The following is a 24,723-nucleotide window of genomic DNA, read 5'->3' as shown; positions in this document are numbered from 1 at the left end:
GAGGCTGCGGGGCGCGCCGCACCGGGGACACATTCGCAAAGGGAGAGGAGGGGCCGTGGCATCCACCGCCCGCATTCCCCCGGCCCTCGTGCCCGGGGACGCCGTCGGACTCCGCGACCGGGCCCGGGGCGCGCTGCTCGGTCTGGCCGTCGGGGACGCCCTCGGGGCACCGGCCGAGAACATGAAGCCCTCCGAGATCCGCGCCCGCTGGGGCCGGATCACGGGGTACGTGGCCGCGAAGCCGGCGGGCACCGACGACACCGAGTACGCGATCTTCTCGGGACTGCTGCTGGCCCGGTACGGCTCCGCGCTCACCCCGGCCCACGTGGAGACGGCCTGGCACGAGTGGATCGCGGACCGGGAGGAGGGCCCCTTCCGGGGCGCCGGCTTCAGCGAACGCGGCACCCTGGAGAACCTGCGCCGGGGACTGGCCGCGCCCATCTCCGCCCAGCACCGCCACGCCTGGAGCGACGGACTGGCCATGCGGGCCGCGCCCTACGGCGTCTTCGCCGCGGGCCGTCCCGCCGAGGCGGCCCGGCTGGTGGCGATCGACGGCTCGGTCAGCCACGACGGCGAGGGCATCTACGGAGGCCAGGCGGTGGCGGCGGGGGTCGCGGCGGCGATGGCGGGGGCACCGCCCGTCGCCGTGGTGGCCTCCGCGCTGGCCGTCGTCCCGGACGACTCCTGGACGGCCCGTTGTCTGCGCCGCGCCATGACGGCGGCCCACCGCGGCGAACGCGCCGTCCGCTCGGCGGTGGTCATCGGCGGCTACCCCTGGACCGACCTGGCCCCCGAGGCGGTGGCGCTCGCCTTCGGCGCGTACGCGGCGGCCGACGGGGACTTCACGGACGCCGTGCTGACGGCCGTCAACATGGGCCGCGACGCGGACACGACGGCGGCGGTGGCAGGCGCCCTGGCCGGTGCGACGCGGGGCTGCGCCGCCATTCCGGCCGAATGGGCCTCGGCCATCGGCCCGGCCCGCGGCAGCTGTCTGCCGGCGATGGCCGGGCACCATGTGCTGGACGTGGCGGACCTGCTGACGCGGGCCGCGGAGGAGCCCGGCACCCCGCCCCCCGACGACCCGGCACCCGCACCGACGCCGGTGGTCGGTCCGTCCCCGGCGCCGACCGCCGACGACGCGGTCGTGGGGGTGTGGCCGTGACCAGGCCACGCTCGGTGGGTGAGGAGAGCGCCACCACCGCGTACGTCGTCCTGCCCGGTGGTCCGGAGGAGCCCGCGCTCCCCGGAAGCGGGCAGCACCCCGCGCCCGATCCCACCGGCACCCCCACCGCCACCCGCCTCACCCCCGCTCCCGCTCCCACCCCCGCCGACCGCCCCACGGAACCAGCGCCCGCCTCCCTCACCGCCGGGCACCGCCCGGAGGCCGGGGCCACCACCCCGCCCCGGCCCCCGACGCGACGCGACCGTATCGAGGGCCTCCTCCTGGGCCTCGCCGCGGGAGACGCCGCCGGCTGGCCCGCCGCCCGGCACCGGGCCGCGCGGATGCCCGAGTGGACCCGTCGCCTCACCCGCGAACTGGACACCTTCGCGGAGCAGAACGCGACCACCACCCTCCCCGTCCCCATCGCCCTGAACCAGCCCCCGGAACCCCTGCGCCTCGGCCCGTCCGACGACGCCGAGTGGGCGGCGTTCGCGGCGGAGGCGGTGCTGCGGGCCGGGGACGACACCGCGCTCGGGGACCTGAGCCGGGAACGCCGGATGCGCGCGGCGATCGACCTGACCTGGAACGCCGTGGCCAGCGAGGTGGCGGCGGCCACGGAACGCGCCCCGGAGGCCGAGTCGGCGGTGCTGCCGCTGCGGGCCCGGATCTCGGTACGGGCGGGGCTCGGCAACCTCGCCACCGGCCTGCGCCCGCCCGCCACCGGCCACGACAACCCGCACTACTTCGACGACGCCGCCTGCGTCCGGGCCTGCGTCCTCGCCGTCGCCCACCCCGGCGCCCCCCGCGCGGCCGCCGACCTGGCCGAGTTCGACGCCCGCTACACCCAGGACGGCGACGGCGTGCACGGTGCCCGGGCCATGGCGGCGGCCCTGGCGTGCGCCCTCGACGGCGCCGACGTACGCACCTGCGTCACGGCCGCGCTGGCCGAACTCCCCGTGGAGACGGAGATCGGCCGCAACGCCCGCCGGGCGCTGGCGCTGGCGGCGGACGCCGAGAGCACCTTCGCCCTCGTGCCGCTGCTGGAGCACGAGATCGTCGACCACGTCTACAGCTACGGCATCGCCGCCGCCGAGACCGTCCCGGTCGCCCTCGCCCTGGCCACCGCCGCCCACGGCCGGCTCGCGGAGGCCGTACCGGCGGCCGCCTGCCTGTCCCGGGTCGCGGACTCCGCCCCGGCGCTGGCCGGCGCCCTCACCGGCGCGCTGGGCGGCGGCACGGCGATCCCCGCGTCCTGGCGCGACGCCTGCCGCACCCTCCCCGGCTGCGTGCTGCCCCGCCTCACCGGCACCGACCTGGTCGAACTCGCCGGACTCCTGCACGCGACGCAACCGCCCCGACCGGAAGGACGAGACACGGCATGAGGACACCCGGCCCCACGACACCCGGTACGGCGGACGGCGCCACGGCGGCGACCCTCGAGGAACGCGTCACCGGCGCCCTGGTCGGCGCGGCCGTCGGCGACGCGCTCGGCGGCCCGGTCGAGGGCTACTCCCCCGAGCAGATCCTCGAACGCCACGGCGGCCGCGTCCACGGCATCGTCGGCCCGTGGAACGGCGAAGCCTGGCGCACCGCCCGCCCCATCGCCCCGTACCACAAGGGCGACGGCCACGTCACCGACGACACCTTGATGACCCACGCCCTGGTACGGGTGTACGACACGGTCCGCGACCACCTGGACGCCTACGCCGTCGCCGAGCACCTGGTCCCGGACCTGATGACGCACCCGCGCTGGATCCCGGAACTGGAGGCGGAGGCGCTCCCGCTCCAGCGGGTCTTCCTGGCGGAGAAGTGGCTGGCGGCCAGGATCCACTACGGCCACGTGGACCCGCGCGAGGCCGGCACCGGCAACATCGTCAACTGCGGTGCCGCCATGTACATCGCCCCGGTCGGCCTGGTGAACGCCGCCCACCCGGCCGGCGCCTACGCCGAGGCGCTGGACGTCGCGGGCGCGCACCAGTCGTCGTACGGCCGTGAGGCGGCCGGTGTCCTCGCGGCGGCGGTGGCGGCGGCGTGCACGCCCGGGGCGACGCCGGACTCGGTGGTGGCGGCCTGTCTGTCCCTGGCGAAGGACGGCACCCGGACGGCGATCGAGGCGGTCTGCGAGGTGGCCGCCCGGTACACGGACTTCGAGTCGGCGCTCGGGCCGCTGCGGGAGGCGGTCGCCCCCTACGACACGGTGGGCCCCGACTACCGGGCGCCCTCGCTGGCCGCACGGCGCCCGTCCCGCCTGCACGCGATCGAGGAGCTGCCGGTGGCGCTCGGCATGCTGGTCGTCGCGGGCGGCGACTACCGGCACGCGGTCCTCGGCGCCGTCAACTACGGCCGGGACTGCGACTCCATCGCCACGATGGCGGGCGCGCTGGCCGGAGCGCTGGGCTCACCGGTCCCCGAGGACTGGGCGAAGGCCGTCGCGGAGGCGAGCCGTCTGGACCTGTGGCAGCCGGCGGCGACGCTCACCGCGGTGGCCCGGGAGGTCTTCGAGCGGGACATGGCCCGGCGCCGCGCCCACGAGCGGGCGTTCACCGCGATGGGGGGCGCGGGATGCTCCGACTGACCTGGGTCCAGCCCGAGGACCTGATCGGCCACGAGCTGCGCCAGGCGGCGCAGGACGGCCGCGACGCCTCCGCGGTCGCCGCCCGCTGGCGGGCGGCGGGCGGCCACGAGGCGCCCGCCCGGGCCGGCGCGTCCGAGCGTCCGGCCTCCCGCCGCCTCCGTCTCCTCGCGGAGGAGTTGCTGGACGACCTGGCCCACCTGTCGAGCCCGTCGTCGGAGACGGAGCCGACGGACCTGGAGCGCATCCGGGACCTGTGCCCCGACTGGCCCGCGCCCCGGCCCTCGACCGTGTCCCCCGCCCGGCTGGAAGCCGCCTGGCTCGGCCGGGCGGCCGGCTGCCTCCTCGGCAAGCCCGTCGAGAAGCTCCCCCTGACCGGCATCCGCCTGCTGGGCCGCGCCGCCGGGAACTGGCCCCCCACCGGCTACTTCACCGCGCGCGGCGTCCCGGAGCGCCTCACCGCCGCCCACCCCTGGAACCGCCGCTCCGCGACCACCTCCCTCGCCGAGAACATCGACGGCATGCCCGAGGACGACGACCTCAACTACCCACTCCTCAACCTGCTGCTCCTGCGACGCCACGGCAAGGGCTTCACCACCGCCGACGCGGCCCGCCTCTGGCTCGACGAACTCCCCGCCGGCCGCACCTTCACCGCGGAACGCGTCGCCTACCGCAATCTCCTCGACGGCCTGGAGCCCCCGCACACGGCCCGCCACCGCAACCCCTTCCGCGAGTGGATCGGCGCCCTGATCCGCGCCGACGTGCACGGCTGGACCAACCCCGGTGACCCGGCCGCCGCCGCCGAGCAGGCGCACCGCGACGCGACCCTCACCCACACCGCCAACGGCGTCTACGCGGCGATGTTCGCGGCGGCCGTCATCGCCACCGCCGCCACCGGCACCCACGACGTCCACGCCTGTCTCCGCGCCGGCCTCACGGTCGTCCCGCCGGGCTCCCGCCTCGCCGGTGCCGTGCGCCACGCCGTCCGCCTCGCCGAGAGCCACGCCGACTTCGACACGGTGGTCGACGGACTCCACGCCCGGCACTCCCCCGCCCACCACTGGGTCCACGCCGTCCCCAACACCGCCCTGCTCGCCGCCGCCCTCACCCACGCGGACGGCGACTTCACCGGTTCGGTCTCCCGTGCCGTGTCGGGCGGCTGGGACACCGACTCCAACGGCGCCACCGCCGGCAGTGTCGCCGGACTCCTCGCCGGCTCCCCCGCCGCCCTGCCCGAGCACTGGACGGCCCCGCTGAAGAACCGCCTGTCCACCTCGGTCGGCGACTTCGACGGCACCGGCTTCGACGCCCTCGCCCACCTCACCCACAGGGAGGCCACCCGCCCATGACCGTGTCCCCGCCCGCCGCCGCCCCCACCCTCGTCCACGCCCCGCTGACCGGGTTGCGCGTCCTCGACCTCGCCACCCTCTTCGCGGGCCCGCTGGCGGCCACCATGCTCGGCGACTTCGGCGCCGAGGTCGTCAAGGTCGAACACCCCGACCGGCCCGACCCCTCCCGGGGCCACGGCCCGTCCAAGGACGGCATCGGCCTGTGGTGGAAGGTGCTGGGCCGCAACAAGCGCACCATGACCCTGGACCTGTCGAAGCCCGCCGGCCGCACCACCCTGCTCCGGCTCGCCGCGACCGCGGACGTCGTCATCGAGAACTTCCGCCCGGGCACCCTGGAGAAGTGGGACCTCGGCTGGGAGGAACTGTCCGCGGTCAACCCGCGGCTGGTGCTGACCCGGGTCACCGGCTTCGGCCAGTTCGGCCCCTACGCACGCCGGCCCGGCTTCGGCACGCTCGCGGAGGCCATGAGCGGCTTCGCCGCGATGACGGGCGAGCCGGACGCGCCGCCGACACTGCCGCCGTTCGGACTGGCCGACTCGATCGCCGCGCTGGCCACGGCGTACGCCGTGATGACCGCGCTCGCCGCACGCGAGCGAACCGGCGAGGGCCAGGTCGTCGACATGGCGATCATCGAGCCGATCCTGACCGTGCTGGGCCCGCAGCCCACCTGGTACGACCAGCTCGGCCACGTCCAGCCCCGCACCGGCAACCGCTCCCAGAACAACGCCCCGCGCAACACCTACCGCACCGCCGACGGCTCCTGGGTCGCCGTCTCCACCTCGGCCCAGTCGGTCGCCGAGCGCGTGATGCGCCTGGTGGGCCGCCCGGAGCTGATCGACGAGCCCTGGTTCGGGTCGGGCGCCGAGCGTGCCCGGCACGCCGACGTGCTGGACGCCGCGGTCGGCGACTGGATCGCCCGGCACGGGCGCGCCGACGTGCTCGCCGCCTTCGAGAAGGCCGAGGCGGCGGTCGCGCCGGTCCAGGACGTGCGGGACGTGATGGCCGACCCGCAGTACCAGGCCCTCGACACCGTCACCACCGTGCACGATCCCGAGCTGGGCCCGCTGCGCATGCAGAACGTCCTCTTCCGCCTGTCCGCCACCCCCGGGGCGATCCGCTGGGCGGGCCGCCCGCACGGTGCCGACACCGAGGAGGTCCTGACCGAGCTGGGTCTGTCCCTGGCCGATGTGAAAGAGCTGCGTGAGGAGGGCATCGTATGACGGCACCCCCGCTGACCTGGCTGTACGCCCCCGGGGACCGCCCGCGCGTGGTCGCCAGGGCGCTGACCGCCGGCGCCGACGTGGTCGTGGTCGACCTGGAGGACGCGGTCGCCCCCGACCGCAAGCGCTACGCCCGTGAGGCCACCGCCGAGCTGCTCGGCGAGCCGCAGCCGGTGCCCGTCCACGTCCGCGTCAACGCCCTGGACGGACCGCTCGCCGCGGCGGACCTCGCGGCGCTCGCGCACCTGCCGGGGCTGTCCGGACTGCGGCTGCCGAAGGTGACGTCGCCCGAGCAGATCACCGCCGTCGCCGCGGCCACCGGCGGGCCGCCCCTGTACGCCCTCCTGGAGACCGCCCTCGGCGTGGAACGGGCGTACCCGATCGCCGCAGCCCACCCCGCGCTGCGCGGCATCGCCCTCGGCGAGGCGGACCTCCGCGCCGACCTCGGCGTGCGCGGCGACACCGGGCTGGACTGGTCGCGCGCGCGGATCGTCGTGGCCGCGCGCGCGGCGGGGCTGGCGCCGCCGTCGCAGACCGTGCATCCGGACACCAGGGACCTGGAAGGCCTCGCGGCGTCCTGCGCCCACGGCCGCTCGCTCGGCTTCCTCGGCCGGGCCGCGATCCACCCCCGTCAGCTGCCGATCATCGAGCGGGCGTACCTGCCCACCGACCGGGAGCTGGAGGAGGCCGAGACGATCGTGAAGGCCGCCACCGCGCAGCCGGGCGCGCTGGCGCTGCCGGACGGCCGGTTCGTGGACGCGGCCGTGGTGGCGACGGCCCAGCGCACCCTGTCGCTGGCCCGGCGCCCGGTCCTGTCCTGACACGTGCCGAGGGCGCCCGGACCGGATCCGGGCGCCCTCGGCGACGTACTGCGGCGGGACGTCAGCCCTTCTTGGCCGAGTCGGCCCCGTCCTTCACGTGCTTCACGTGCTTCTCGTCCTGCGCGTCCGCCTCGGTGCCGCCGGAGGCGTCGACGTCCTTGACCTCCGCATCGGCATCGGCGTCCGCGGCATCCTTCGCGCCGACCTCGGCGTCACCGTCGGCGGACTCCGCACCCGGCTCGACGACGGCCTCCCGGCCCGGCCGCTTCCGCGCCGAGAGCACCATGTACACCACCGCGAGCAGGAACACGAGGAGCGCGGTCCAGTTGTTCAGGCGCAGGCCCAGGATGTGGTGGGCGTCGTCGACGCGCATGTACTCGATCCAGAACCGGCCCGCGCAGTAGGCGGCGACGTACAGCGCGAACGCCCGCCCGTGGCCCAGCGTGAACCGGCGGTCGGCCCAGATGACGAGCAGGGCCACGCCGAGGCACCACAGCGACTCGTACAGGAACGTCGGGTGGTAGGTGCCCGGCACCCGCCCGTCCGCCGACGAGGTGATCTCCACGGCCCACGGCAGGTCGGTCGCCTTGCCGTACAGCTCCTGGTTGAACCAGTTGCCCCAGCGGCCGATGGCCTGCGCCAGGGCGATGCCCGGGGCGACGGCGTCGGCCCACGCGGGCAGCGGGATGCCCCGGCGCCGGGCACCGATCCAGGCACCCAGCGCGCCGAACGCGATCGCGCCCCAGATGCCGAGGCCGCCCTCCCAGATCTTGAAGGCGTCGACCCAGTCACGGCCCTCGCTGAAGTACAGCTGGTAGTCCGTGATCACGTGGTAGAGCCGGCCGCCGATCAGGCCGAAGGGGACGGCCCAGACCGCGATGTCGGCCACCGTTCCGGGCCGCCCGCCCCGGGCGATCCAGCGCTTGTTGCCGAGCCAGACGGCGACGAAGACACCGATGATGATGCAGAACGCGTAGCCGCGCAGCGGGATGGGACCGAGGTTCAGCACCCCGCGCGACGGGCTGGGAATGAAGGCAAGTTCCATGGCAGGGTCGACGCTACCGTGTCGGACGGTGCCCGCGTCGGGCAGCCCGGCTACGGGTCCGTAACACCGGCCGCTACCGGTTGGCGTCCTGCACCAGTTGCTTCAGCTTCGCCGGTGTCATGGACCTGTCCTGGTAGATGTTCTTGCCGTCGAGCAGGACCGTCGGCGTGCCGCTGAAGCCGCCGTTCCGGAAGGCCTCGTTGGACTTCTCCACCCAGCTGTTGTGCTTGCCGCCCTCGACGCACTCCTGGAAGGGCGCGGAGTCGAGGCCGTCCACCTTGCCCGCCAGGTCGATCAGCGTGTTCTCGTCGGCGAAGGCGTCGTCTGTCTCCGGCGGCTGGTTGGTGAACAGCACGTCGTGGTACGGCGTGAACTTCCCGGCGTCCTGGGCGCAGGCCGCGGCGTTGGCCGCCTTGCGGGAGCCGGTGCCGCCCATGTTGCCGTCGATGATGGTCGCCAGGTGGTACTCGACCTTGAGCTGGCCGGCCTCGGTCAGTTCGTGGACGGTGTCGCGGTACGCCAGCTCGAAGGCCTTGCAGGCGGGGCAGCGGAAGTCCTCCCAGATGACGAGGGTCGACTTGGCGCTCTCCTTGCCGACCGGGATCGCGAGCCCGTCCTTGCCCTGCGCGCCCGAGGGCGCCACGACCGGGCCCGCCGACTCGCTGCCGTCGTCCTTGCCCGCGTTCGCGGCGACCACGCCGATCACCGCCGCGAGGCCGAGGACGCAGACCACGCTCGCGCCGATGATCAGCGCGCGGCGGCGCTTGTCCTTGGACTTCTGCTTCTCGCGCTCGTCCGCCAGCTTCTCCCGGGCGGTGCGCTTTCCCTGTCGGTTCTTCTCGCTCACACCCCGCAGAACGAACCGGGGAGGCGCAGCGCGCCTCCCCGGCCCCAGGTCCACCCGTACGAGGGACCCGTACGACGTTCCGGCGTCACACCTGTCGGCGCACGCCCTTCGCCAGGTCGGCGGCGAGCGCGCGCACGCCCTCCAGGCCGGCCGCGTCGTCGGGGGCGTCCAGCATCCGCTTGACGAACGCCGAGCCGACGATCACGCCGTCGGCGAAGCCGGCCACCTCGGCGGCCTGCGCCGCGTCGGAGACGCCGAGGCCGACGCAGACGGGGATGTCGGTGGTGGCGCGGGTGCGCCGGACCAGGTCCTCGGCCTGCGCGCCGACCGACGCGCGGGTGCCGGTGACGCCCATGAGGGAGGCGGCGTAGACGAAGCCGCTGCCGGCCGCGGTGATCTCGGCGAGCCGCGCGTCCTTGCTGCTGGGCGCGACCACGAAGACGGTGGCGAGCCCGTGCTTCTCCGCGTGCTCCCTCCACAGCGCCGACTCCTGCACCGGCAGGTCGGGCAGGATGCACCCGGCGCCGCCCGCCTCGGCGAGTTCCGCCGTGAAACGCTCCACGCCGTAGCGGTCGATCGGGTTCCAGTACGTCATGACGAGGATCGGCTTGCCGGTCGCCGCGTGGGCCTCCCGGACCGTGCGCATCACGTCGGCGATGCGCACGCCGCCGCGCAGGGCGATGTCGTCGGCGGTCTGGATGACCGGGCCGTCCAGGACCGGGTCGCTGTGCGGCAGGCCGACCTCGACGACGTCGGCGCCGCCGTCGAGCGCGGCCTTGATCGCCGCGATGCCGCCGTCCACGGTCGGGAACCCGGCGGGGAGGTAGGCGATGAGGGCGGAGCGGCCCTCGGCCTTCGCCGCGGCGAGGGTCTCGTCCAGCAGTCGTACGTTCCCGCTCACTTGGCGTCCCCCTCGATCTCGGCGGTGCTGCCGGCCTCGTCGGCGGCGACCTCGGCGTCGGTGTCGTACAGCCCGAAGTAACGGGCGGCGGTGTCCATGTCCTTGTCGCCGCGGCCGGACAGGTTGACGACGATCAGCCCGTCCGGGCCCAGCTCACGGCCGACCTCGAGGGCGCCGGCCAGTGCGTGGGCGCTCTCGATGGCCGGGATGATGCCCTCGGTGCGCGACAGCAGACGCAACGCCTGCATGGCGGCGTCGTCGGTGACCGCGCGGTACTCGCCGCGGCCGGAGTCCTTGAGGTAGGCGTGCTCGGGTCCGATGCCGGGGTAGTCCAGGCCGGCCGAGATGGAGTACGGCTCGGTGATCTGGCCCTCGTCGTCCTGGAGGACGTAGGAGCGGGAGCCGTGCAGGATGCCGGGCTCGCCGGCGGACAGGGTGGCCGCGTGCTCGCCGGTCTCGATGCCGTGTCCGGCGGGCTCGCACCCGATGAGGCGGACGTCGGCGTCGGGGATGAAGGCGTGGAAGAGGCCGATGGCGTTGGAGCCGCCGCCGACGCAGGCGATCGCCGCGTCGGGGAGGCGTCCGGCCTGCTCCAGGAGCTGGCGGCGGGCCTCGACGCCGATCACGCGGTGGAAGTCGCGCACCATCGCCGGGAAGGGGTGGGGTCCGGCGACGGTGCCGAACAGGTAGTGGGTGCGGTCGACGTTGGCGACCCAGTCGCGGAACGCCTCGTTGATGGCGTCCTTGAGGGTGCGGCTGCCGGACTTCACGGCGATGACCTCGGCGCCGAGCATCCGCATCCGGGCCACGTTGAGGGCCTGGCGCTGCGTGTCGATCTCGCCCATGTAGATGGTGCAGTCGAGGCCGAAGAGGGCGCAGGCGGTGGCCGTGGCGACGCCGTGCTGGCCGGCGCCGGTCTCGGCGATCACCCGGGTCTTGCCCATGCGCCTGGTCAGCAGGGCCTGGCCCAGCACGTTGTTGATCTTGTGTGAGCCGGTGTGGTTCAGGTCCTCGCGCTTGAGGAAGATCCGGGCGCCGCCCGCTTCCGCGGCGAACCGGGGGACCTCGGTGAGGGACGAGGGGCGGCCGGTGTAGTGGACGAGGAGGTCGTCCAGTTCCCGGGCGAACTCGGGGTCCGACTTGGCCTTGTCGTACTCGACGGCCACCTCGTCGACGGCGGCGACGAGGGCCTCGGGGATGAACTTGCCGCCGAACGCGCCGAAGTAGCCCTCGGCGGTGGGGACTTGACCCTCCGGGTCGGGGATGAAGAAGTTGCTGGGCATGCGTGAACCTCACGGTGAGTGTCTGATCGGGCAGATTCGCCGTGGGGGCGGGGGGATCAGGCCGCTGAGGGCCGTCCGTGGTCGCTCTGGCACTTCCCCGCGCCCCGCACGGGGCGCTCGAGCCATCGCATGCCGTTGACCTGCCCGGGTTCGTCCCCGATGACGTACCGCACCCGGCGCCCGTGCACCCGGCGGGCGGGCGCGCGGCAGCCACGGGGCCGGCAGCCGCGCGCGAGGCGGGCGTACGGGTCCCGGGAGACCGGAGTGAGGAAGAGCGTCATCGGGGGTCAGCCTACCGGGGTGTCAGCCCCGGCCGTGCCGCAGTGCCGGGTGCTCGCCCGCCGCCACCAGGTCGGAGACCGCGGTCTTCGGGTCCCGGCCGGTGACCAGCGACTCGCCGACCAGGACGGCGTCGGCGCCCTCGTTGGCGTAGGCGATGAGGTCGTGCGGTCCGCGGACGCCGGACTCGGCGATCTTGACGATGTGCGCCGGGATCTCCGGGGCGACCCGCTCGAAGGTGCCGCGGTCGACCTCCAGCGTCTTCAGGTTGCGCGCGTTGACCCCGATGATCTTGGCGCCGGCGTCCACCGCGCGCTCCACCTCGTCCTCGTCGTGCACCTCGACGAGCGGGGTGAGGCCGATGGACTCGGCCCGCTCGATCAGCGACTCCAGCGCCGGCTGGTCGAGGGCGGCGACGATCAGCAGCACGAGGTCGGCGCCGTAGGCACGGGCCTCCCACAGCTGGTAGGAGGTGACGATGAAGTCCTTGCGCAGCACGGGGATGTCGACGCGTGCGCGGACCGCCTCCAGGTCGGCGAGCGAACCGCCGAAGCGGCGCTCCTCGGTGAGGACGGAGATGACGGCCGCGCCACCCGCCTCGTAGTCGGCGGCGAGTCCGGCGGGGTCGGCGATGGCCGCCAGCGCGCCCTTGGACGGGCTGGAGCGCTTGACCTCGCAGATCACCTTCACACCGTCGCCGCGCAGGGCGGACACGCCGTCCTTGGCGGGGCGGGCCTTGGCCGCGCGCTCCTTGAGCTCGTCGAGGCCGACGCGCGCCTGCCGCTCCGCGAGGTCGGCACGGACTCCGTCGATGATCTCGTCGAGCACACTCACGCGAGCGGCCCCCTTCCAGACGGCGAAACCTGTGGTCACTGTGATGGTATCCGGAGCGGGGCGCCGGTCCCGCATCCGGTGGACGCCGGTCCCATTACCTGGACGTCCGTTCCATGATCAAGGGACGAGCCAGCCACCGAACGGAAGGTTCCGGACAACCGTGAAGGCCAGCAGCAACGCCCCCAGCGTCCACAGGTGGACCGGTCCGAGGTCGAGGCGCACGGGACGGCCCCGCGCCACGCGGACCACCCAGACGGTCCACAGCACGGCGAACCCCAGATAGCCGAGGACGGCCGGCGCGTTGGCCTGCAACGCGGCCGGCCAGTCCCCGTGGACGAAGGCGTGGGCGCTGCGCAGGCCGCCGCAGCCGGGGCAGTAGACGCCCGTGAAGCGCAGCAGGGGGCAGACGGGGTAGTGGCCGGGCTCGTGGGGGTCCACGCTGCCCACGTAGGCGAAGGCTCCGGCGACGGCGGCCAGCACCCCGGCGGGGACGGCCAGGCGAGCCGCGGTGGGACGGGGCGCGGGGGGCCGGGGCGCGGCCGAGGGCGGGCGGGCGACCGGGGGCGCGGCCGCTGTCGGCGGCACGGGCGCGTCCCGTGTCACGGTCGGGCTCTGCGTCGGCTTCCCGGTCTCGGCGTCCACGCTCCGCATTGTGCCCCCGACGGCCCGTACCCGCACGCGAGGGGCGGCCCCGGCACCTTCGTGCCGGTCCGCCCCTCGGGGAGTACCGCCGCGGTCGTGCGGTCAGCCCTTGGCGCCGGCCGGCTCGCGCTCGCCGGCGACCTGGTGCACGGGGTGGGTGTGCTTCGGCTGGCCGAGGCCCATCATGCGCATGATGCCGCCCACGACACCGCCGAGGAGCACGACCACCATGCCGGCCCAGAAGCCCACCGGCTGGGCCGCCACCATGAACACGCCCGCGACGCAGAAACCGATGAAGGCGATGATGACACCCGTCCAGGCGGCCGGGGTGTGACCGTGGCTGCTGCCCGACATTGCTTGCTCCTCGTTGCTGTGTGCCAAGTCTGAGCAGGACGCTCGTGCCCATTGTCCCGCACGGACGCGCGCGCCGTGAGCGGGGGTGCTCCTCACGCGCGCGTGGCGGACGCCGCTCGCCCGGGGTGCCGGTGCCGCCCGGCGGGTGCCCGGGCGCCGGGGAGTGCACACCGGGGTCAGGCGCCGGTCGGGTCCTCGCCGCGGTCGAGGGCCTTCCACAGGTCCTCGGGCCGGTCCGGGTCGACGGGCTGCGGCGTGCGGCGCGGTCGCGGCGTGCCGTCGCGCTCGTAGCGGCCGGACATCGCGGGCCACAGGCGGCCGTAGCGCAGGGCGAGCAGCCCGGCCAGCAGGAGCAGGGCGCCGCCCACGGCCGCGACGTACGGCCAGGCCGTGTGGGAGAGGGCGTCCACGGTGGCCGAGGTGTCGCCGGCCGCCTTCGCCGCCTGGTCGTCCAGGGCGGCGCTGTCGGAGGCGCCGGCCAGGGCCGCGGCCATGGTGCCCGCGCCGCTCAGCGCCAGCAGCGCGGCGACGGCGAACCGGCCGGCCCGCCGCACGGCGAAGACGGCGACGAGCGCGGCGAGGCCCACTATGGCGAGCGCCGCGGGCACGCCCGTGACGTCGCTGCCCTTGGCGGTCAGGGGGAACGCGCCGCCGGCCACCGTCGCGGTGCCCTGCGCCCACTCCTGCCGGGTGGCGAGCAGGACGACGGCCGCGCCGAGCGCGCCGCACAGCAGGGCGGCGGCGAGGCTCCGGCGGCCGGCCCGGGAGGGGCCTGCGGCTGGGGTACGGGGGTGAGGAACGGCTGTCACGTACTCCACTATCACCCGAACCCCGGGCGAACCGTCACCCGGGGTTCGGATTGGCGGACGTGATAATCGCCCCACCGCCCCGGACCGTTGGGCCTCCCGGCCGGTGTCAGCGCGCCAGCCGGTTGGCCGTGTGCACCGCGCGCAGCACCGCGGCCGCCTTGTTGCGGCACTCGGTGTCCTCGGCGACCGGGTCGGAGTCGGCGACCACGCCGGCGCCCGCCTGGACGTAGGCCGTGCCGTCGCGCAGCAGCGCCGTGCGGATGGCGATGGCGGTGTCGGAGTCGCCCGCGAAGTCGAGGTAGCCGACGCAGCCGCCGTACAGCCCGCGGCGGGAGGGTTCGAGTTCGTCGATGATCTGGAGGGCGCGCGGCTTGGGCGCGCCGGAGAGGGTGCCCGCCGGGAAGCACGCGGTGAGGACGTCGAAGGCGGTGCGGCCCGGGGCGACGCGGCCGGTGACCGTCGAGACGATGTGCATGACGTGCGAGTACCGCTCGACGGACATGAAGTCGACGACCTCCACCGAGCCGGGCTCGCAGACCCGCCCCAGGTCGTTGCGGCCGAGGTCGACCAGCATGAGGTGCTCGGCGCGCTCCTTGGGGTCGGCGAGCAGCTCGTCGGCGAGCGCCTGGTCCTCCTGCGGGGTGGCGCCCCGGTGGCGGGTCCCGGCGATGGGGTGGACCATGGCCCGCCCGTCCTCGACCTTGACCAGTGCCTCGGGGGACGACCCGACGACGTCGAAGCCGTCGAGGCGCAGCAGGTACATGTACGGGGACGGGTTGGTGGCCCGCAGCACCCGGTACACGTCCAGGGCGCTCGCGGTGCACGGCGTCTCGAAACGCTGGGAGGGGACGACCTGGAAGGCCTCGCCCGCGCGGATGCGCTCCTTGATGTCCTCGACGGCGTCCTGGAAGTCGGGGCCGCCCCACAGCGCGGTGTACTCGGGCAGCTCGGAGGGCGGCAGCGCGGCCGGGGGCTGGGCCACCGCGCGCGTGAGGTCGGCCTCCATGGCGTCCAGGCGGGCGATCGCGTCGGCGTAGGCCTCGTCGACGCCGGTCTCCAGGTCGTTGTGGTTGATCGCGTTGGCGATCAGCAGGACCGAGCCCTCCCAGTGGTCCATGACGGCGAGGTCGCTGGTGAGCAGCATGGTCAGCTCGGGGAGTTTCAGGTCGTCGCGCTCCCCCGGCCCGACCTTCTCCAGGCGGCGCACGATGTCGTAGCCGAGGTAGCCGACCATGCCGCCGGTGAAGGGCGGCAGGCCCAGGTCGTGGGCGAGGTCGCGGGGGGTGTGCAGGGCCTCGACGGTGGCGCGCAGGGCGGCGAGCGGGTCGCCGTCGGTGGGGACGCCGACGGGTGGGGTGCCCTGCCAGTGCGCCTGCCCGTCCTTCTCGGTGAGGGTGGCGGCGCTGCGGACGCCGATGAAGGAGTAGCGGGACCACTGGAACGCCGCCCGGCCGTTCTCCGCGGACTCCAGCAGGAAGGTGCCGGGGCGCTCGGCGGCCAGCTTGCGGTAGAGCGCCACCGGGGTGTCGCCGTCGGCGAGGAGCTTGCGGCCGACCGGGACCACCCGGCGGTCGGCGGCCAGCTTGCGGAAGGTCTCGAGGTCCATGTCGTCCATGGCGGCAGACCCTACTGACCCGTGCCGGGCGCGTCGGCATCCGCGGCGCCGCGGTCGCCGTCGCCGCCGCCGTCGCTGTCGAGGAGCACGTCGGCGTCGAAGCAGGTCCGGGCGCCGGTGTGGCAGGCGGCGCCGACCTGGTCGACCTTGACCAGGACGGTGTCGGCGTCGCAGTCCAGGGCGACGGACTTCACCCACTGGTAGTGCCCCGAGGTGTCGCCCTTGACCCAGTACTCCCGACGACTGCGCGACCAGTAGGTGCAGCGTCCCGTCGTGAGCGTGCGGTGCAGGGCCTCGTCGTCCATCCAGCCGAGCATCAGCACCTCACCGGTGTCGTACTGCTGGGCGATGGCGGGCACGAGACCGTCGGCGCCGCGCTTGAGACGCGCCGCGATCTCCGGGGCGAGCGGGCTGGGCGGTCGGGAGGAGCTGCTGGTCATGCGCCCATTGTGCCGCGCGGGACGGACACGCCCCGGCGCTGTCCACTGGGCGGACCCGCCCGACGGCCGTAGGCTGACCGCATGTCGACTTTCGCCAAGCGTGAACGACTCCTGCTCGCCGACCTGTTGGAGACGGCGGGGCCCGAGGCCCCCACCCTCTGCGACGGCTGGCGGACCCGTGACCTCGCCGCGCACCTGGTGGTGCGCGAGCGCCGGCCGGACGCCGCGGGGGGCACCCTGATCAAGCAGCTCGCGTCCCGGCTGGACCGGGTGATGGAGGAGTACGGCGCGAAGCCGTACGAGGAGCTGCTGCAGCTGATCCGCACCGGCCCTCCCCGGTTCTCGCCCTTCCAGCTCAAACAGGTCGACGAGGCCGCGAACACGGTGGAGTTCTACGTCCACACCGAGGACGTCCGCCGTGCGCAGCCCGACTGGGCGCCGCGGGAGCTGGACCCGGTCTTCCAGGACGCCCTGTGGTCCCGGCTGGAGCGCACCGCCCGCCTGATGGGGCGCGGCATCCCGACCGGCCTGGTGCTGCGCCGCCCGAACGGCCAGACGACGGTCGCGCACCGCGGTACTCCGGTGGTGACGGCCACGGGCGAGCCGTCCGAGCTGCTGCTGTTCGCGTACGGCCGGCAGAGCGCCGCGCAGGTGGAGCTGGAGGGCGATCCGGACGCGATCGCCAAGCTGCACGAGACGAAGCAGCTCGGGATCTGAGGCTGCCGGACGGATCCCGGAGGGACCGGGAGTGGCTGCCGGGCGGCTACCCCGGCAGTTCGGCCTGCCGTACGCCCGGCGCGCACAGGGCGACCACTCCGCCGAGGGCGCAGACCGCGGCGCTGACGGCGAAGACCGGGCCGGTCCCCCAGACGCCGATGGCGGCGGCCGACAGCGGCATGCTCAGCGGCGCGAAGCCGAGGCTGACGATCCCGGCGACGGCGGTGACGCGTCCCAGGTAGGCGGGCTCGGACTGGGTCTGGAGCAGGGCCCCGCACATGGCGCCGCTGAGCCCCGTGAGCAGCCCGACGGCCACGGCGGTGCCGACGGCCACCGGAAGGCCGGGGGCGTGCGCGAGGGCGCCGATCGCCACCGCGCCGGGGATGATGGCGCCGGCGGCGGCGTACCCGGCGCGGGGCACGCGCCCGCGTACGGTCAGCAGCAGGGCGGCGGCCCCCGCCCCGGTACCGAACCCGGCGAGCACCCAGCCCATCCCCGCGGCGCCCCACCCCCGCTCGTCGGCGAGCAGGGTCAGGCCCACGTTGAGCGGGCCGACGAAGCCCAGGTCGCCCAGCGCGATGGCCACCATCAGCGGGCCGAGGACGCGGTGCCGGCGGACGTAGCGGAGTCCGCCCAGGAGATCCCGCCAGGCGGTGGTGTCCCGCGCGGGGGTCATGGCGTCGTCGGGCGGCAGTTCGCGCATCCGTACGGAGATCAGCAGCGGCACGGACACGGCGATCAGCAGCCCCGCGCAGGCGAAGGCCGCCGCCGCGCCGCCCGCCGCGACGCCGAGCCCGCCGAGCGGGGCGCCCACGACCGCGGCGAAGCGGATGCCGAGACCGCGCATGCCCTGGACGCGGGCGAGTTGGTCCTTGCCGGTGATCCGCGCCGGGAGGGCACCCACGGCGGGCATGAACACCGCGTCGACGGTGCCGAAGACCACGGCGAGCAGCGCGAGGAGCCACAGCCCGGGGTCGGCGGTGAAGAGCACGGCGGCGACCGTCAGGACGGTGACGCACCGTACGGCGTCGCTGCCGATGACGACCCTGCGCGGTCCGAACCGGTCGGCGACGACGCCGCCGCCCAGCATGAGCAGCGCCCGCGGCACCGCGCTGACGGCGGTGACGATTCCGGCCTGGGCGGGACTGCCGTTCTGCACGGCGGCCCAGGACAGCGCCAGGAAGAACACAGTGTCCCCGACCATGGACGCGGTGTAGGCGGCGACCCAGCGCAGGACGTTGGGGTCGCGGTGGGCGGGTCGGGAGACGGTGGTGGCCGGGGGTGCGTCCGTCACGGACACGGTCGCCTCAGACACGGAACGGGAACCCGTACACGTGGAGCGCGACGTTCTCGCGCCCCTCGGTGTCGCCGTCGGCCTCCGCGGCCCGGCCCCGTGCCTCGTACTTCCTGGCCAGGACGAGCAGGTCCGCCCGTAGCTCCGCCAGCTCGGCGGCCGTCAGCCGCAGCAGGGACTCGCTGTCGGGCGCGGCGGAGTTCCACTCGGCGCCCCAGGTGGCCCGTTCGTCCAGGTAGCGGCGGTACATGTCGGCGCGCTGGTCGTGGAAGAGCCGCGTGGCCACGAGGTGGGCGGCCACCTCCTCGGGCTCGTCGCGGAAGGCCTCGCCGCGGATGGTCACCCCGTCCGAGGCGGGCTGCCACCACCGCTCCCGGCCGTCCGCGCTCTGCGGCCGGGCCTCCTCGATCAGCCCGTGCTCGGCGAGCTTGCGCAGGTGGTAGCTGACGAGCGAGACGGCCTCGTCGACCTGGTCGGCGAGGTGCGAGGCGGTCGCCGTGCGCGCCACGCACAGCCCGCGGTACAGCCGGATGCGCAGGGGGTGGGCCAGGGCCTTCAGGGTCCCCAGATCGGTGATGGGGCGGTTCTCGTGGCTCGGCATGCCGTCACCGTAGAACGCGAAAGGAAAGTTGCGCAATAAGCATTGCGCAACTTTCCTTTCGCGTTTTTCGCGTTCCTGGCACAGGGCCGCTATCTGACGAGCTGTCCCGCCTCGCGCAGCGTCTCCTTCACCTGGCCGATCCGCAGGTCGCCGAAGTGGAACACGGAGGCCGCGAGGACGGCGTCCGCGCCCGCCTCGACGGCCGGGGGGAAGTCGGTGAGGCGGCCGGCGCCGCCGGAGGCGATCACCGGGACAGTCACGTGCTTCCGGACCGCCGCGATCATCTCCAGGTCGTAGCCGTCCTTGGTGCCGTCCGCGTCCATCGAGTTCAGCAGGATCTCCCCCGCGCCCAGCTCGGCGGCGCGGTGCGCCCACTCCACCGCGTCGATGCCGGTACCGCGCCGGCCGCCGTGGGTGGTCACCTCGAAGGTGCCGGCGTCGGTGCGGCGGGCGTCCACCGACAGGACGAGGACCTGGCGGCCGAAGCGCTCGGCGATCTCGCGGATGAGGTCGGGGCGGGCGATGGCGGCCGTGTTCACGCCCACCTTGTCCGCGCCGGCCCGCAGCAGCCTGTCGACGTCGTCGGCGGTGCGCACGCCGCCGCCGACGGTGAGCGGGATGAACACCTGCTCGGCGGTGCGGCGCACCACGTCGTAGGTCGTCTCGCGGTTGCCCGACGAGGCGGTGATGTCCAGGAACGTCAGCTCGTCGGCGCCCTCGGTGTCGTACACCTTGGCCATCTCGACGGGGTCGCCCGCGTCGCGCAGGTTCTGGAAGTTGACGCCCTTGACGACCCGGCCGTTGTCCACGTCCAGGCAGGGGATGACTCGGACCGCCAGGGTCATGAATCCACGGCTCCTTCGATGCCTCTCACTGTCCTCTGAATGCTTCCAGCTCCACCGACACCAGGACCCGGGAGTCCATGAAGCCCTGCACGACCAGCAGGGTCGTGACCGGGCGTACGGAGTCGAACAGCTCCTTGTGGGCGCGGCCCACTTCCTCGACGTCCCGGGAGTGGGCCAGATACACGCGGGTCCGGGTGACGGAACCGATGCCCAGCCCGAACTCGCCGATCGCCTCCAGCGCGGTGGTGAACGCCACCTTGGCCTGTTCGTAGGGGTCGCCCTCGCCGTACAGCAGGTCGCCCTTGAAGGCGGTCGTGCCCGCCACGATGACCTGATCACCCGCCGCCACGGCCCGTGCGAAACCGAAGGACTCTTCCCAGGGACTTCCGCTCTGCACGCGCCGTACGGCTTCCGTTGTCATGACGACACAGCCTCCAAGGCCTCTTCCAGGGTGAACGCCTTCGCGTACAGGGCCTTCCCGACGATGGCCCCCTCGACACCGGCCGGGACGAGACCGGCGATCGCGCGGAGGTCGTCCAGGGACGACACGCCGCCGGACGCCACGACCGGGCGGTCGGTCGCCGCGCAGACGTTCTTCAGGAGGTCCAGGTTGGGGCCCTGGAGGGTGCCGTCCTTGGCGATGTCGGTGACGACGTACCGGGCGCAGCCCTCCTGGTCGAGGCGGGCCAGGGTCTCGTAGAGGTCGCCGCCGTCCCGGGTCCAGCCGCGGCCGCGGAGCGTGGTGCCGCGTACGTCCAGGCCCACCGCGATCTTGTCGCCGTACTGGGCGATGACCTTGGCGACCCACTCGGGGGTCTCCAGGGCGGCCGTGCCGAGGTTGACGCGCCGGCAGCCGGTCGCGAGCGCGGCGGCGAGGGTGTCGTCGTCGCGGATGCCGCCGGACAGCTCGACCTTGATGTCCATGGCCCCGGCGACCTCGGCGATCAGCTCGCGGTTGTCCCCGGTGCCGAACGCGGCGTCCAGGTCGACCAGGTGCAGCCACTCGGCGCCGGAACGCTGCCAGGCGAGAGCGGCCTCCAGCGGGGAGCCGTAGGAGGTCTCGGAGCCGGACTCGCCGTGCACGAGCCGGACGGCCTGGCCGTCGCGGACGTCGACGGCGGGGAGGAGTTCGAGCTTGCTCATCTCTACAGGGTCTCGATCCAGTTGGTGAGGAGCTGGGCTCCGGCGTCGCCGGACTTCTCGGGGTGGAACTGCGTGGCCCACAGGGCGCCGTTCTCCACGGCGGCCACGAAGGGCCTGCCGTGCGTGGACCAGGTGACCTTGGGGGCGGCGATCAGCGGGTTGTGCTCCTCGAGCGTCCAGTCGTGGACGGCGTAGGAGTGCACGAAGTAGTAGCGGGCGTCGGCGTCCAGGCCGGCGAAGAGCTGGGAGTCGGCCGGTGCCTCGACGGTGTTCCAGCCCATGTGGGGGACGACGTCGGCCTTGAGGGGGCCGACCGTGCCGGGCCACTCGTCCAGGCCCTCCGCCTCGACGCCGTGCTCGATGCCCCGGGCGAACAGGATCTGCATGCCGACGCAGATGCCCATCACGGGGCGTCCGCCCGCCAGGCGACGGTCGACGACCCAGTCGCCGCGAGCGGCCTTCAGGCCGTCCATGCAGGCGGCGAAGGCGCCGACGCCGGGGACCAGCAGCCCGTCGGCGTTCATGGCCTTGTCGTAGTCACCGGTGATCTCGACGTCGGCTCCCGCGCGCGCGAGGGCGCGCTCGGCGGAGCGGACGTTGCCGAAGCCGTAGTCGAAGACGACGACCCGCTTGGTGGCGGCGGTCAATTCCACACCTCCAGCCTCAGGACGCCGGCGAACAGGCACATCGCGGCGCCGATGGAGAGCAGCACGATCAGGCCCTTGGGCATCTGCTGCTTGGCGAACGAGTAGATGCCGCCGAGGAAGAAGAGACCGACGACGATCAGTGCGGTGGACGTACCGTTCATGGGTTAGAGCGCGCCCTTCGTGGAAGGCAGGATGCCGGCCGCGCGCGGGTCGCGCTCGGAGGCGTAGCGCAGGGCCCGGGCCAGCGCCTTGAACTGGCACTCCACGATGTGGTGCGCGTTGCGCCCGTAGGGCACGTGCACGTGCAGGGCGACCTGGGCCTGGGCGACGAAGGACTCCAGGATGTGCCGGGTCATCGTGGTGTCGTACTCGCCGATCATCGGCGCCATCTTCTCGGGCTCGGTGTGCACGAGGTAGGGGCGGCCGGACAGGTCGACGGTGACCTGGGCGAGGGACTCGTCCAGCGGGACCGTGCAGTTGCCGAAGCGGTAGATGCCCACCTTGTCGCCGAGGGCCTGCTTGAAGGCGGCGCCCAGCGCGAGGGCGGTGTCCTCGATGGTGTGGTGGGAGTCGATGTGCAGGTCGCCCTCGGTCTTCACGGTCAGGTCGAACAGACCGTGCCGGCCGAGCTGGTCGAGCATGTGGTCGTAGAAGCCGACGCCGGTGGCGATGTCGGTCTTGCCGGTGCCGTCGAGGTCGATCTCGACGAGGACCGAGGTCTCCTTGGTGGTGCGCTCCACGCGCCCTACGCGGCTCATGCGCTCTGCTCCTTCTTCAGTTCACGGACCGCGTCGAGGAACGCGTCGTTCTCCTGGGGGGTGCCGGCGGTCACCCGCAGCCAGCCCGGTACGCCGTTGTCCCGGACCAGGACGCCCCGGTCGAGGATCTTCCGCCAGACCTCGTGGGAGTCGGCGAAGCGTCCGAACTGGACGAAGTTGGCGTCGGACTCGGTCACCTCGTAGCCGGTCGCGCGCAGTTCGGCGACCAGCCGGTCCCGCTCGGTCTTCAGCTGCTCGACGTAACTGAGCAGCGTGCCCGTGTGCTCCAGGGCGGCCAGCGCGGTCGCCTGGGTGACGGCCGACAGGTGGTACGGCAGCCGGACGAGCTGGACGGCGTCGACGACGGCCGGGTGCGCGGCGAGGTAGCCGAGGCGCAGGCCCGCGGCGCCGAACGCCTTGGACATGGTGCGGGAGATGACCAGGTTCGGCCGTCCGTCCAGCAGCGGCAGCAGCGAGGCGCCGTGGCTGAACTCGATGTAGGCCTCGTCCACGACGACCATCGAGGGCTTCGCGGCCTGGGCCGCGTCGTGGAGCGCGAGGACGGTCTCGGCCGGGACCGCGGTGCCGGTGGGGTTGTTGGGGGTGGTGATGAAGACGACGTCCGGGCGGTGCTCGGCGATCGCCTTCTCGGCGGCGGGGACGTCGATGGTGAAGTCCTCGTGGCGCGGGCCGGAGATCCAGCCGGTGCCGGTACCGCGGGCGATGAGGCCGTGCATCGAGTACGACGGCTCGAAGCCGATGGCGGTACGGCCGGGGCCGCCGAAGGTCTGCAGCAGCTGCTGGATGACCTCGTTGGACCCGTTGGCCGCCCAGATGTTGTGGATGCCCACGGCGTACCCGCAGGTCTCGGTCAGGTACTCGGCGAGCCTGGTGCGCAGCTCGACCGCGTCGCGGTCCGGGTAGCGGTTGAGGTCGCGGGCGGCCTCGCGGACGCGCTCGGCGATCCGCTCGACCAGCGCCTCGGGCAGCGGGTAGGGGTTCTCGTTGGTGTTCAGCCGGACGGGCACGTCGAGCTGGGGCGCGCCGTAGGGGGTCTTGCCGCGCAGCTCGTCCCGTACGGGGAGGTCGTCGATTCCGAACGTCACTTGCTCTCCGGGACCTTCCAGTCGAACCGGGCCTTGATCGCCGCGCCGTGCGCGGGCAGGTCCTCCGCCTCCGCCAGCGTCACCACGTGGTGCGCGACCTCGGCCAGCGCGTCGCGCGTGTAGTCGACGATGTGGATGCCGCGCAGGAACGACTGCACGGACAGCCCCGAGGAGTGGCAGGCGCAGCCGCCGGTGGGCAGGACGTGGTTGGACCCCGCGGCGTAGTCGCCGAGCGAGACGGGTGCCCAGGGGCCGACGAAGACCGCTCCGGCGTTCTTCACGCGGTCGGCGACCGCCGCCGCGTCGGCCGTCTGGATCTCCAGGTGTTCGGCTCCGTAGGCGTCGACCACGCGCAGGCCCTCGTCGATGCCGTCGACCAGGACGATGGCGGACTGGCGGCCGGCGAGGGCCGGGCGGATCCGGTCCTCGATGTGCTTGGTGGCCTCGACCTGCGGCTCCAGCTCCTTCTCGACCGCGTCCGCCAGCTCCTCGGAGTCGGTGACCAGGACGGCGGCCGCCAGCGGGTCGTGCTCGGCCTGGCTGATCAGGTCGGAGGCGACGTGCGCCGGGGCGGCGGTGGAGTCGGCGAGGACGGCGATCTCGGTCGGGCCGGCCTCGGCGTCGATGCCGATCTTCCCGGTGAAGTAGCGCTTGGCGGCGGCGACCCAGATGTTGCCGGGGCCGGTGACCATGTTGGCGGGCGGGCAGGACTCGGTGCCGTACGCGAACATGGCGACGGCGGTGGCGCCGCCGGCCGCGTACACCTCGTCGACGCCGAGGAGGGCGCAGGCGGCGAGGATCGTGGGGTGCGGCAGGCCGCCGAACTCCGCCTGCGCCGGGGAGGCGAGGGCGATCGACTCGACGCCGGCCTCCTGGGCGGGCACGACGTTCATGATCACGGAGGACGGGTAGACCGAGCGACCGCCTGGGGCGTACAGACCGACCCGCTCGACCGGGACCCACTTCTCGGTGACCGAGCCGCCGGGGACGACCTGCGTGGTGTGGGTGGTGCGGCGCTGGGCGCGGTGGACGAGCCGGGCGCGGCGGACGGACTCCTCCAGGGCCGCGCGGACGGCCGGGTCGAGCTGCTCCAGCGCGCGCGTCAGCGCGGCGGCCGGAACACGCACCTGGTCCAGCCGGACACCGTCGAACTGCTCGGCGTAGTCGATCAGCGCCGCGTCGCCACGATGATGCACGGCCTCGCAGATCGGACGCACCTTCTCCAGGGCGGCCGAGACGTCGAAGTCGGCTCGGGGCAGCAGGTCGCGCAGGGCGGGACCCTCGGGGAGGGCATCGCCGCGCAGATCGATTCGGGAGATCACGGAACCAATTCTCTCAGACCCGCGTCGGGGACCGTTCGCGCGTATCAATGGCTGATACAGAAAGCAACGGCCTCTCCCGTCCGGGGCGGAACTCACGTCAACCAGTGCTCACTTTGA

The 24,723-nt window shown here is 73.9% G+C and carries 28 protein-coding genes; 7 read left to right on the top strand and 21 right to left on the bottom strand.

Features of this window, described 5'->3' with window-relative positions:
- Positions 1-55: 55 nt before the first annotated feature.
- The 6 genes from AC07FV_RS04520 to AC07FV_RS04495 are packed head-to-tail and all read left to right on the top strand — an operon-like array spanning position 56 to position 7,124.
- A complete protein-coding gene (locus AC07FV_RS04520; RefSeq protein WP_479084560.1) occupies positions 56-1,162 on the top strand; it encodes an ADP-ribosylglycohydrolase family protein in 1,107 nt (368 codons plus the stop codon).
- Entirely contained in the window at positions 1,159-2,544 is a 1,386-nt protein-coding gene (locus AC07FV_RS04515) for an ADP-ribosylglycohydrolase family protein (protein ID WP_479084559.1), read from the top strand. Before AC07FV_RS04520 ends, AC07FV_RS04515 begins: the two co-directional genes overlap by 4 nt.
- A complete protein-coding gene (locus tag AC07FV_RS04510; RefSeq protein ID WP_479084557.1) occupies positions 2,541-3,737 on the top strand; it encodes an ADP-ribosylglycohydrolase family protein in 1,197 nt (398 codons plus the stop codon). Before AC07FV_RS04515 ends, AC07FV_RS04510 begins: the two co-directional genes overlap by 4 nt.
- Positions 3,725-5,083 (top strand): ADP-ribosylglycohydrolase family protein, encoded by a 1,359-nt coding sequence (locus tag AC07FV_RS04505; protein ID WP_479084555.1) that lies wholly within the window; start codon positions 3,725-3,727, stop codon positions 5,081-5,083. The genes AC07FV_RS04510 and AC07FV_RS04505 overlap by 13 nt, the downstream gene beginning before the upstream one ends.
- Positions 5,080-6,303, top strand: a complete 1,224-nt coding sequence (locus AC07FV_RS04500; RefSeq protein WP_383648855.1) for a CaiB/BaiF CoA transferase family protein — start codon at positions 5,080-5,082, stop codon at positions 6,301-6,303. The genes AC07FV_RS04505 and AC07FV_RS04500 overlap by 4 nt, the downstream gene beginning before the upstream one ends.
- Positions 6,300-7,124 (top strand): HpcH/HpaI aldolase/citrate lyase family protein, encoded by an 825-nt coding sequence (locus AC07FV_RS04495; RefSeq protein ID WP_479084554.1) that lies wholly within the window; start codon positions 6,300-6,302, stop codon positions 7,122-7,124. The genes AC07FV_RS04500 and AC07FV_RS04495 overlap by 4 nt, the downstream gene beginning before the upstream one ends.
- Before the next feature lie 61 nt (positions 7,125-7,185).
- Here the strand turns inward: AC07FV_RS04495 and lgt are convergent, their stop codons facing one another.
- The 11 genes from lgt to hisI form a co-directional block, all read right to left on the bottom strand.
- Positions 7,186-8,169, bottom strand: coding sequence for a prolipoprotein diacylglyceryl transferase (gene lgt / locus AC07FV_RS04490; protein ID WP_479084552.1), 984 nt, complete (start codon positions 8,167-8,169; stop codon positions 7,186-7,188).
- Between the two features lie 73 nt (positions 8,170-8,242).
- Entirely contained in the window at positions 8,243-9,016 is a 774-nt protein-coding gene (locus AC07FV_RS04485; RefSeq protein ID WP_479084550.1) for a DsbA family protein, read from the bottom strand.
- Between the two features lie 85 nt (positions 9,017-9,101).
- Positions 9,102-9,917, bottom strand: coding sequence for a tryptophan synthase subunit alpha (gene trpA, locus AC07FV_RS04480; RefSeq protein WP_479084548.1), 816 nt, complete (start codon positions 9,915-9,917; stop codon positions 9,102-9,104).
- Positions 9,914-11,200: a tryptophan synthase subunit beta gene (gene trpB, locus AC07FV_RS04475; protein WP_479084546.1), complete on the bottom strand. Its 1,287-nt coding sequence runs from the start codon at positions 11,198-11,200 to the stop codon at positions 9,914-9,916. Before trpB ends, trpA begins: the two co-directional genes overlap by 4 nt.
- 56 nt (positions 11,201-11,256) lie before the next feature.
- A complete protein-coding gene (gene trpM / locus AC07FV_RS04470) occupies positions 11,257-11,481 on the bottom strand; it encodes a tryptophan biosynthesis modulator TrpM (RefSeq protein WP_383648865.1) in 225 nt (74 codons plus the stop codon).
- Between the two features lie 22 nt (positions 11,482-11,503).
- The gene (gene trpC / locus AC07FV_RS04465; RefSeq protein ID WP_479084543.1) at positions 11,504-12,313 is read right to left on the bottom strand and encodes an indole-3-glycerol phosphate synthase TrpC; all 810 of its coding nucleotides are present in this window, start codon (positions 12,311-12,313) and stop codon (positions 11,504-11,506) included.
- 117 nt (positions 12,314-12,430) lie between these two features.
- The gene (locus tag AC07FV_RS04460; RefSeq protein ID WP_479084542.1) at positions 12,431-12,964 is read right to left on the bottom strand and encodes a DUF2752 domain-containing protein; all 534 of its coding nucleotides are present in this window, start codon (positions 12,962-12,964) and stop codon (positions 12,431-12,433) included.
- 93 nt (positions 12,965-13,057) lie between these two features.
- Entirely contained in the window at positions 13,058-13,309 is a 252-nt protein-coding gene (locus AC07FV_RS04455; protein ID WP_479084541.1) for an HGxxPAAW family protein, read from the bottom strand.
- A gap of 176 nt (positions 13,310-13,485) precedes the next feature.
- Positions 13,486-14,127, bottom strand: a complete 642-nt coding sequence (locus tag AC07FV_RS04450; protein ID WP_479084540.1) for a TIGR02234 family membrane protein — start codon at positions 14,125-14,127, stop codon at positions 13,486-13,488.
- Between the two features lie 97 nt (positions 14,128-14,224).
- Positions 14,225-15,724 carry an anthranilate synthase component I gene (locus AC07FV_RS04445; protein ID WP_479084890.1) on the bottom strand — a complete coding sequence of 500 codons (1,500 nt, stop codon included), beginning with the start codon at positions 15,722-15,724 and terminating at the stop codon, positions 14,225-14,227.
- Between the two features lie 20 nt (positions 15,725-15,744).
- Positions 15,745-16,173, bottom strand: coding sequence for a phosphoribosyl-AMP cyclohydrolase (gene hisI / locus AC07FV_RS04440; RefSeq protein ID WP_479084538.1), 429 nt, complete (start codon positions 16,171-16,173; stop codon positions 15,745-15,747).
- Between the two features lie 81 nt (positions 16,174-16,254).
- On the opposite strand from hisI, the gene AC07FV_RS04435 reads away from it, so the two are divergent.
- Entirely contained in the window at positions 16,255-16,890 is a 636-nt protein-coding gene (locus AC07FV_RS04435) for a TIGR03085 family metal-binding protein (protein WP_479084536.1), read from the top strand.
- Between the two features lie 46 nt (positions 16,891-16,936).
- Here the strand turns inward: AC07FV_RS04435 and AC07FV_RS04430 are convergent, their stop codons facing one another.
- The 10 genes from AC07FV_RS04430 to hisD form a co-directional block, all read right to left on the bottom strand.
- Positions 16,937-18,205 carry an MFS transporter gene (locus AC07FV_RS04430; RefSeq protein WP_479084534.1) on the bottom strand — a complete coding sequence of 423 codons (1,269 nt, stop codon included), beginning with the start codon at positions 18,203-18,205 and terminating at the stop codon, positions 16,937-16,939.
- Complete coding sequence (locus AC07FV_RS04425) at positions 18,198-18,785, bottom strand: ArsR/SmtB family transcription factor (protein ID WP_479084532.1); 588 nt, start codon at positions 18,783-18,785, stop codon at positions 18,198-18,200. The genes AC07FV_RS04430 and AC07FV_RS04425 overlap by 8 nt, the downstream gene beginning before the upstream one ends.
- Before the next feature lie 89 nt (positions 18,786-18,874).
- Positions 18,875-19,630 (bottom strand): imidazole glycerol phosphate synthase subunit HisF, encoded by a 756-nt coding sequence (gene hisF, locus AC07FV_RS04420; protein WP_479084531.1) that lies wholly within the window; start codon positions 19,628-19,630, stop codon positions 18,875-18,877.
- A gap of 25 nt (positions 19,631-19,655) precedes the next feature.
- Positions 19,656-20,051, bottom strand: coding sequence for a RidA family protein (locus tag AC07FV_RS04415; protein WP_479084530.1), 396 nt, complete (start codon positions 20,049-20,051; stop codon positions 19,656-19,658).
- A complete protein-coding gene (gene priA / locus AC07FV_RS04410; RefSeq protein ID WP_479084529.1) occupies positions 20,048-20,773 on the bottom strand; it encodes a bifunctional 1-(5-phosphoribosyl)-5-((5-phosphoribosylamino)methylideneamino)imidazole-4-carboxamide isomerase/phosphoribosylanthranilate isomerase PriA in 726 nt (241 codons plus the stop codon). The genes AC07FV_RS04415 and priA overlap by 4 nt, the downstream gene beginning before the upstream one ends.
- Positions 20,774-20,775: 2 nt before the next feature.
- A complete protein-coding gene (gene hisH, locus AC07FV_RS04405; protein ID WP_383648943.1) occupies positions 20,776-21,420 on the bottom strand; it encodes an imidazole glycerol phosphate synthase subunit HisH in 645 nt (214 codons plus the stop codon).
- Positions 21,417-21,581 (bottom strand): hypothetical protein, encoded by a 165-nt coding sequence (locus AC07FV_RS04400; protein ID WP_031031034.1) that lies wholly within the window; start codon positions 21,579-21,581, stop codon positions 21,417-21,419. Before AC07FV_RS04400 ends, hisH begins: the two co-directional genes overlap by 4 nt.
- Before the next feature lie 3 nt (positions 21,582-21,584).
- Positions 21,585-22,178 carry an imidazoleglycerol-phosphate dehydratase HisB gene (gene hisB / locus AC07FV_RS04395; RefSeq protein WP_384692807.1) on the bottom strand — a complete coding sequence of 198 codons (594 nt, stop codon included), beginning with the start codon at positions 22,176-22,178 and terminating at the stop codon, positions 21,585-21,587.
- Complete coding sequence (locus AC07FV_RS04390) at positions 22,175-23,284, bottom strand: histidinol-phosphate transaminase (protein WP_479084527.1); 1,110 nt, start codon at positions 23,282-23,284, stop codon at positions 22,175-22,177. Before AC07FV_RS04390 ends, hisB begins: the two co-directional genes overlap by 4 nt.
- Complete coding sequence (gene hisD / locus AC07FV_RS04385) at positions 23,281-24,606, bottom strand: histidinol dehydrogenase (RefSeq protein ID WP_479084525.1); 1,326 nt, start codon at positions 24,604-24,606, stop codon at positions 23,281-23,283. The genes AC07FV_RS04390 and hisD overlap by 4 nt, the downstream gene beginning before the upstream one ends.
- Between the last annotated feature and the right edge of the window lie 117 nt (positions 24,607-24,723).

This window comes from Streptomyces sp. NPDC045956, assembly GCF_056430705.1.
Note: the sequence above shows the minus strand (reverse complement) of the source record. Positions and strands in the feature narration are given on the sequence as shown.